Here is a 9,087-nt window from a genome sequence, read left to right as displayed (position 1 = left end):
GAAACTTCCATTGCTGATTTGACAAATTGAAGAAGGCAGTAATGGCTTTAGGAGACCTTATTATTGCTCCAATTATTTTACCTTTCCACCTACACTGATAGAAGAGAGATATAAAAAATAAATCCTGTGAAGCACCTCGAAAATAGGGGTGCCTGTTGAGAATAACCCTTTATGTCGGGGTCATTTTTCGCAATTAGGCAATTAATCGAGGTGCTCCTAAACTTATCAGTTGGAATTAATCAGGACGCTACTTTTGGTCTAAAGCTTCCTGTAAAGTTTCTGGGCCTTCCCCTTCACTGGCCACGGTACGCCAGGGCCATTCCTGGGAATGGAAGGGAGCTAGGGGGGGCAACATGGGAGTAATGCCATTGGCTTCGTCGTAGGCACGGATACGGGCATGGGCTGGCCCCACAGCATAGGAACCTTGGGACGCGGCCATGGGTACTCTGGCTCCGTCCTGCCTGGCGATCGCCTCCCGGGCCCCGGTGCTGAGCAATTCCACATCCATGAGGAAATAATCGTCAAAGAAAGCTAGACCCAATTCCCGGTCTTTCACAATGCGGGTCAGCAGGGACAACATGGTGTCCGGTTTGGTGGTGAATTCCGTGGTTTCAAATAGTAATAGGCGATCGTTGATGGCTTCCTTGCCAAAGAATTGGGCCATCAAAGTAAATAAAATATTGTTGGTGCGGGTAACGTAAAGGGTATTGGTCACCCCAAAGGTTTGGTCCCACTGCTCACCGATCATTTTTTTCCATTCCGCCATAACTTCCATCCAATGGTCCACTTGGTAGGTGGCGGCGGTGGCGATGGTGGTGGTGAAATGGGGCACCACTTCTTTAATCCAAGCGTTAATCTTTTGGCGATCGATCACTCCAGCGGCCAAGGTTTCGTCAATAAAGCTAATGTTATTGGTCAAAATTTCTTTCACCGCTGTCAAAGCATCTGGTTCTAGTCCCAACTGATCCGCCTGGGCCAGGGTGTTGGCCTGTTCAGCTCGGTAGGCTGTCAATTCTGCTTTCCAACCATCCCCAGCGGCGGGAGCATTGTCGGCAGTGGCAAAATAAGGCTGAAGAATGGCGTAGATAGCCATGGAACTATGGGAAACTCCTTTGACCACTTGGTATTGCACCGGCACTGGCGGGGCCTGGATCGGCGTAGTTTTACCCGGCATATACAGATAAAAATCTCCCCCCTCATTACTGAATAAACCGAGAATAATGGGGTGTTTAGCCCTAAATTCCCCTGTGTAGCGGTCTAGGGATTTGGCGTAGTAAACATTCATTTGGGAGTCGAGCAACAGGCTACTTTTAATAGCGTTGTTTAACAGAGCCCAGGTGGGAAAAGCCATCAATAAAACCAGGGCTAAAGCCAGTACAGCTTTGCCCAACCAACCATCGTTTAAACGGGCCAAAAGCCTAGCCTTTGGTAAATTGGCAAAAAAATTTTGGGACATAGATCAACAGCCGTAGTTACTATTCTTTGTTCTCAAGGCAAGGGGCTAGATCCGAGACAAATTTGGTCTTGTGCTTAAACCTAGTGTCGTTATTATCACACCAGTTTTTGATCCTCGTATTACCTTGGGCAATGGAGAATTTTTAAGAATAATTAAGTTGTTGCTGAAAGTTTGTCACAAAACTACTTCGCTTCCATCCAATTACTACCCCGGTGCATTTCCACCACCAACGGAACCGATAAGGTAAGGGCTTGCTCCATGGTGTTTTGGATTAGGGGAGCTAGCTCTTCCCATTCCTCCGGAGGCATTTCAAAAATCAGTTCATCGTGTACTTGCAATAACATCCGGGTTTGATAACTTTCCAATAGCTTAGCCAGCTTAACCATGGCAATTTTAATAATATCGGCGCTGGAACCTTGGATGGGGGCATTGGCTGCTGACCGCAGCAGTTGGGCATCGTTATAATTCATTTTTACGTCCACCAAATCTAGCTCTGTCACGGTCTTTCCCCTTAGTTGCCTTAGAGCTTCGGTAACGAAATTAAAGTAACGCCGCCGCCCCACAATGGTGGTGACATAACCCTTGGCGATCGCCTCTAGCTTCATAGTTTCCAAGTAATCAAAGACTTGGGCATAGGTGCGGTGGTAACGGTCAATAAATTCCCTCCCTTCCACAGCGGAAATCCCCGTTTCCCTGGCAAAGCGCTGGGCACCCATGCCATAAATAACGCCAAAATTAATCGTTTTACCGAGATTTCTTTCCGCCGGGGTAATATCTTCTTTGCCGAAAAGTAATTTAGCGGTCACCCCATGGACATCCTGGCGATCGCCGTAGGCCTGTAGTAATACCGGTTCTTGGGAAAGGTGGGCGAGGATGCGTAACTCAATTTGGGAGTAATCCGCCGACACCAAAAGCCAATCTTTTTGGGGTAAAAAAGCTCGCCGAATTTGTCGGGAAAAATCCGAACGAATGGGAATATTTTGCAAATTAGGATTGGAAGAAGATAACCGTCCAGTGGAAGTGACAGCTTGGTTAAAATCCGTGTGAATGCGCTGGGTTTGGCCATTAACTAATTCCGGCAAAGCATCCACATAGGTAGATTTTAATTTTGCCAAAGTACGATGTTCCAGAATCGCATCAATAATGGGGTGGTCTCCTTGAAGTTTCTCCAAGGTGGCGTGGTCAGTGGAATAGCCCGTTTTTGTTTTGCGAGATTTTTTCCGGTCTAAGCCTAATTTATCGAATAAAATAGTACCCAATTGTTTAGGAGAACTGAGATTAAAACTTTCCCCTGCCGCTTCATAGGCTGCTGTTTCAATGGTAAGTAAATTTTCGGCCAATTGTTGGGACAGAGTTTGTAAGTAATCACAATCAATGCGAATGCCCCGGTCTTCCATCGCTGCTAAAATCTTTTCTAAAGGCTGTTCGATCTCCTTAAGAATTTCTTTGAGTTCAGGATATTGATCTAATTCTTTTTGTAATTTTGACGCTAACAAATAGGTGGCATAGCAATCTAATCCGCAATATTGCCCCGCTGTTTCCAGGGGTAAATCAGCAATGGTCTGGTCTTTTTTTAAGCCTAAATCTTTATAACTCAAGGCCACTAAGCCAAGGTTATAGCGACGGCAAAGATCGGTTAAATTATGGGTTTCTTCCGGTTGAAGAACGTAACTGGCCAGCATGGTGTCTAACACTACGCCTCCTAACTCAATACCATGGTGGGCCAAAACTCGTCGATCAAACTTGGCATTTTGTAAGACTTTGGGATAAATAGCATTTCCCAGAATTTCCCCTAAAAGATCTTTAATTATGCCGAGAGATAGCTGTTCTCCTTGATGATGTTTTAGGGGAATATAGGCCACTTGATTAGGTTCTTGACCCCAGGCACAACCAATACCTACTAAGTTTGCCACCAGAGGATCTAAGCTGTCGGTTTCCGTGTCCCAAGCAACGGGAAAGTCAGCATCAGTATGTTTTTTTAATTCCTCAACTAAAGCTTCGAGTTGGGCAATGGTGGTGATAATTTGGGGCTGAATTTGTTCTGGTAGCTGAATAGTGATTAAACCATCTTCTTGGTTAACCACAGGCACGCCATCAAACAATGATAATTGCTGAGAATCGTCTGGATTAACTTTTTCTTTGCTTTTTTTTGCCTTAACCGTTTTCTTTGGTTCTCCATTGTCAGCTTCATTGCCCATTGGTACTGGGCTCTGATTATCACTAAAGTTGCGGTGGAAAGCTTGAATTTTGTCAATAAAAGTTCGGAGTTCCAATTTTTCCAACAGGGGCACCAGGCGATCGGTGGAAAATCCTGTTAATTGCAAATCTTCCCATGTCACTGGTAGGGGCACATCCACCACAATGCGGGCTAGCATTTGAGAATGCATCGCATCATCTTTGCCGTTGTCTAACCTGGTTTTCAATGCCCCTTTAATTTGCGCTAGATTTTCATACACTTTCTCCAAGGTTTCATACTCAGCTAAAAGCTTAATGGCTGTTTTTTCACCAATGCCATTAATACCGGGAATGCAATCAGATTTATCGCCGCACAGAGCTTTAAAATCAACAATTTGGGCTGGAGTTACCCCCATTTTGTCCACCACTCCCTGCCAATCTAATTCGTCATAGCCGGTATTACTAGAAAAGGGATTACGGGTTAAATACAGAACAGAAATATTTTTTTCTGGGCTGACCAATTGAAATAGATCCCGATCGCCGCTGAGAATTTTAACTTGATAACCCGCGTCACTACCCTGGCAAGCTAGAGTGCCCAAAATGTCATCGGCTTCATAGCCCGCATAGGTGATGGTTTGTAAATTGAGAGCCTCCAACAATTGCTGGAGATAGCTTAAATCTTCGGCAAAATCTTCTGGAGTTTCCTGGCGGTTTGATTTGTAAGCTCCATCGGCCTCATGGCGAAAAGTGGGTTCCCGACGGTCAAATGCAATGGCGATCGCCGCTGGTTTTTGGGACTCCATCACCTGCATGAGGGAATTTAAAAATCCAAAACATACACTGGTGGGAATGCCGGCCGTTGTTCGCAGAGGGCCTTTTTTTGACAAACCAAAGGCATAGTAAGCCCGGAATGCCAGGGAATGACCATCAACTAACAATAACAAAGGGGATTTAGCAGACATAAACATGCACCAAGAAGCAAGCTAGATTATACCGCTGTTGCCGATGGCTGCCGATGTGCAATATTTTCTACCTATGGAAGAAGAACATTATGGCCTCGACCAAAACCCTCAAAGCTGGACAAACCCATCCCCGACCAGTGCGGAACGGGCTCCATTGCGGCGACAACTTTTTATGGCAGTGGACACCATGGTGGGGAACCATGTCAATCTCCTACAAATTTTCATTGAGCAGGCAATAAATTGTCCGGGGACGGACTTGAGCTGATTCAGAAAACCCTGTGTGAAAGAGAAGTATTCTCCCAGTCCTTCTTCCTCATTTTATTCTAGATGGCAAAGATTTCTTAGATTAATAAAAAGTCTATGAAGTGATTAATCATTAGTGAGAAATAGAAATCTTACTAGGGGCTAAGGCAGTATTATGAAGTTAATTTTAGGAAATTTCCAAAGGTTGCGACCGTAGATACTGCAATTTACAAAAAGTTAATTTATTTATTTTTACTTTTCAGCCAATGTTATAAAAATTGACTTAGAATGGAAGCAAGACGCATCAGTAGTAGGATTATTACTCATGTTATGGCCCCTTGTTCGATATTGGGGAATTGGATTAATGATTGCGGGAATATGCCTAACTCAACTGATTGGAGTTGATCCATTTATTCCTATGGTTTCTGCCCAGACCTATCAGGATACTCTCAATCAAAAAATGGCTATTCTCAAAAAGTCTGAAGAACGTTGGATTGAAGTTAATCTCTCCACACAACGTTTGATTGCTTGGGAAGGAAACAAACCAGTCTATGCCATTATTATTTCCACGGGGAAGAAGGGTACCCCAACAATTCCAGGTATATTTACCATTCAAAGCAAACGACGCATTGATCGGATGAGAGGAGCCGATTATGATATTGACGATGTTCCCTATGCCCAATATTACAGCGGCGGTTACGCAATTCATGGAGCCTATTGGCATAACAAATTTGGCACACCAGTTAGTCATGGTTGCATTAATCTAGCGGTTGATCATGCAAAATGGTTATTTAATTGGTCGGAAATAAGCACTCCTTTGGTTATTCATTATTAATGATGAAATTTATTGTGTAATCTGGCATTTTTATTTGGTCAAATTTATCCATTGATTATCATCATAATTTAATAAAACAGTAAGATTGTAAAGATTTTTCTAAGAATATGCCCAACAAGCCTCAGTTTCGACAATCTAATCTTGTTTCCCATTTCAATTATTTTAATTCACCAGAAAGTATTCCTGGAACATTAAATCTTTCCCCCAATGCCCCTCCACCGAGAATAATTTTAATTGATTACAATCAAAATCAAGCCACAAAAATAGAGTTAAAAAATCCCCTGGATTGTGAAGCTTATGTTGATACTGAATCCGTATCCTGGATTAACATTGACGGCTTGGGGAATCACACAACTTGGGAACAATTAGGTGAGGTATTTAAACTTCATCCTGTTGCTTTAGAGGATATTGTTAACGTTCCCCAACGTCCGAAAGTAGTTGAATATGAAAACCATTTAATTTTTATTTCTCGGATGGTAACCCTGGATCAATCATCTCAAACTTTTATCAGTGAACAAATTAGTTTTATTTTGGGCAAACATTATTTGTTGACCATCCAAGAAGAACCAAAATATGATTGTTTATTTTCCGTTAGGGAAAGAATTCGCACTAAAAAAGGGGCAATTCGACAAAAGAATGCTGATTATTTATTTTATGCTTTAATTGATGCTATTATCGATGGCTTTTTTCCTGTGATGGAAGTTTATGGTGAAATGGTTCAGGGTTTACAAAGTGAAATTATTTCTCATCCAACGAATAAATCATTGGCCAAGATTCATCAATTACAACAGGATTTATTAATTATGAGACGGGCTATTTGGCCCCAACGGGATGCAATTAATTCTTTACTTCGGGATGGCAGTGATTTAATTTCTGATGAGGTGCGAGTATTTTTACGGGATTGTTATGACCACACAATTCAAATCTTGGATATGATAGAAACTTATCGAGATTTAGCATCTAACCTAACAGATATTTATCTTTCCTCTGTTAGTAATCGAATGAATGAAATCATGAAAACATTAACGGTAATTTCTAGTATTTTCATTCCGCTAACCTTTATTGCTGGAATTTATGGCATGAATTTTAACCCTGATAAATCCCCTTGGAATATGCCAGAGTTAAATTGGTACTGGGGTTATCCTGTGATTTGGATAGTAATGTTGACGGTAGGAGGAATGATGCTTTTATTTTTCTGGCGTAAGGGTTGGTTTAGAAATCTTAATGATGTTGAAAAAGGAAATAGGTGATTTTTATTTATTAATTTAATAAACAGGGGAAACTATCTTTCGGTAATGCCAGGGTTCATTATCGTATTCAGCATTACTCTTCTAAGAGATAACAATTAAAATCATTGGAGTGATTAGCTTAATTATCAAAGTGATAAGCTTGTCAAAAATGACAAAGTATTCTCTAATTATATGTAACCTCACTAGATAGTTGGGGAAAAACTGATTCCAGCAATAATGATAGGGTACTGTAAACTATACTATATTACGCTGGTGAGTTTGCCCTATACGCTCAAATTTCTCTGGTCGCCCCTATTAGACAGTATTGTGCCACCTTTCTTGGGCCGGAGACGAGGTTGGTTATTAATTTCCCAAGTAGCTCTTCTAGTGGCAATCGCCATGATGGGATTGCAGAATCCCCGCTCGGCTTTAAACCTACTGGCCATCAACGCCATTGTGATTGCCTTGTTTAGTGCCACCCAGGATATTGCGGCGGACGCTTATCGTACTGATGTGTTGGAAGAGCCGGAAATGGGTGCTGGGGTAGCAATTTTTGTGCTAGGTTATCGGGCGGCCCTGTTGGTGACGGGGTCTTTAGCCCTAATTTTGGCGGATTATATTCCCTGGAATCAAGTTTATTTTTTCATGTCGGCTTTAATGGCGATCGGCATGATGGCGGTGTTCTTTGCCCCGGAACCCGTTTCTCCGCCACAAATTCCCACCAGTCTTAAAGCCGCTGTGGTGGAACCATTCCTCGACTTTTTTCACCGCAAAGGTGTCCAACGAGGGGCGATGATCCTTGTTTTCATTGTCCTATACAAATTGGGCGATGCGGTAGCTAACACCATGTCCACGCCCTTTCTTCTTCAAACCGGATTTAGCCAAACAGATATTGGTGCCATAAAAGGGGGCATGGGTCTATTGGCAACCATTGTGGGCACCCTAACGGGGGGAGCTTTTTTGAGCAAAATGGGTATTAATCGATCTCTCTGGATTTTTGGCGGTTTTCAAGCTATCAGTAACTTAGCCTATTTAGCCCTAGCCAATTTGGGTTATAACTATCCATTTATGGTGTTGACTATCAATATTGAAAATTTTTGCGCTGGTTTGGGAACAGCGGCATTTCTTGGATTTTTTATGAGTCTTTGCAATCGAGAGTATTCCGCAACGCAATACGCTCTCTTATCTAGTCTGTATGCCTTTAGCCAAGGTATTTTGGTTTCCCCCGCCGGGGCAATCGCCAAAAATACAGGTTGGCCTCTCTTTTTCTTCCTGAGTTTTGTGATTTCATTTCCAGGTCTAGCCTTATTACCCATTTTTGCCCCTTGGCATAGTTCTGATTCTGTTAATAAACGCTAATGATGGGTAAAATATCGCTCCAGAAAATCTAAAGCATGATTCCTTAAATCGTAATATTCTTGGGTTTCTCGCATGGCATGGCGATCGCGAGGGTGGGCAAAGGGAACCGATAAAATTTCCCCAATTGTTGCATTGGGGCCATTAGTCATTAACACAATACGATCCGCCATATAAATCGCTTCATCTACATCATGGGTAATCATCATTACTGCTTGACGATGGGCTTCCCAAATTTTTAAAACTTCCTGTTGTAATTTTTGTTTAGTTAGCGCATCTAAAGCCCCAAAAGGTTCATCCATTAATAACATTTTCGGGCGAGTGGCTAAGGCTCTAGCAATGCCTACCCGTTGTTTCATACCTCCGGAAATTTCATCGGGATATTTATCGGCGGCGGCGGTCAGATTAACCATGGCAATGTGTTCATTGACAATACTAATTTTTTCGGTCCGATTGGCTTTTTTACAAACTTCATCAACGGCTAAACGTATATTTTCTCTCACGGTCAACCAAGGCAACAAAGAATAATTTTGAAAAACCATCATCCGTTCCGCCCCTGGTTTACGAATTAATTTACCTTCTAAGCAAGCTATTCCTGATGTGGCTTTCTCTAATCCTGCAATGATTTTCAAAAGGGTAGATTTACCACAGCCAGAGTGACCAATAACGGCAATATATTCTTTTGGACCAATGGTCAAATTGACATTTTCTAAAATGGTGGATGCGGTTCCGTCTGCTTTGGGGTAAGATTTAACGAGGTTTTCAACAACAAGGAAATCATTAGTCATAGTTAATTGGTGGGAATTAGGTAATATGTTGGCTTGAGTCATT

The 9,087-nt window shown here is 42.3% G+C and carries 7 protein-coding genes; 4 read left to right on the top strand and 3 right to left on the bottom strand.

Annotated elements, in window-relative coordinates; translation table 11 throughout:
* Window positions 1–247: 247 nt before the first annotated feature.
* Complete coding sequence (locus BWK47_RS14415; RefSeq protein WP_162329176.1) at window positions 248–1,456, bottom strand: hypothetical protein; 1,209 nt, start codon at window positions 1,454–1,456, stop codon at window positions 248–250.
* Window positions 1,457–1,638: 182 nt separating this feature from the next.
* On the bottom strand, window positions 1,639–4,599 hold the full coding sequence (polA, locus tag BWK47_RS14410; RefSeq protein ID WP_162329175.1) for a DNA polymerase I: 2,961 nt from the start codon (window positions 4,597–4,599) through the stop codon (window positions 1,639–1,641).
* A gap of 37 nt (window positions 4,600–4,636) precedes the next feature.
* Here polA and BWK47_RS14405 point away from each other — a divergent pair, with 37 nt between their 5' ends.
* The 4 genes from BWK47_RS14405 to BWK47_RS14390 all read left to right on the top strand — a co-directional run bounded on the left by BWK47_RS14405 (window position 4,637) and on the right by BWK47_RS14390 (window position 8,259).
* A complete protein-coding gene (locus BWK47_RS14405; protein WP_237269666.1) occupies window positions 4,637–4,858 on the top strand; it encodes a hypothetical protein in 222 nt (73 codons plus the stop codon).
* A gap of 303 nt (window positions 4,859–5,161) precedes the next feature.
* Complete coding sequence (locus BWK47_RS14400) at window positions 5,162–5,671, top strand: L,D-transpeptidase (RefSeq protein WP_162329174.1); 510 nt, start codon at window positions 5,162–5,164, stop codon at window positions 5,669–5,671.
* Window positions 5,672–5,778: 107 nt separating this feature from the next.
* Entirely contained in the window at window positions 5,779–6,921 is a 1,143-nt protein-coding gene (gene corA, locus BWK47_RS14395) for a magnesium/cobalt transporter CorA (RefSeq protein ID WP_162329173.1), read from the top strand.
* A gap of 216 nt (window positions 6,922–7,137) precedes the next feature.
* Window positions 7,138–8,259, top strand: coding sequence for an AmpG family muropeptide MFS transporter (locus BWK47_RS14390; protein WP_162329172.1), 1,122 nt, complete (start codon window positions 7,138–7,140; stop codon window positions 8,257–8,259).
* Here BWK47_RS14390 and BWK47_RS14385 read toward each other — a convergent pair.
* Window positions 8,256–9,086: an ABC transporter ATP-binding protein gene (locus tag BWK47_RS14385; RefSeq protein WP_162329714.1), complete on the bottom strand. Its 831-nt coding sequence runs from the start codon at window positions 9,084–9,086 to the stop codon at window positions 8,256–8,258. The genes BWK47_RS14390 and BWK47_RS14385 overlap by 4 nt on opposite strands.
* Between the last annotated feature and the right edge of the window lies 1 nt (window position 9,087).

This window comes from Synechocystis sp. CACIAM 05 (genome assembly GCF_010222815.1).
GTDB lineage: Bacteria > Cyanobacteriota > Cyanobacteriia > Cyanobacteriales > Microcystaceae > Synechocystis.
The sequence above is the reverse complement of the archived record's forward strand: the minus strand, read 5'-3'. Positions and strand labels throughout refer to the sequence as shown.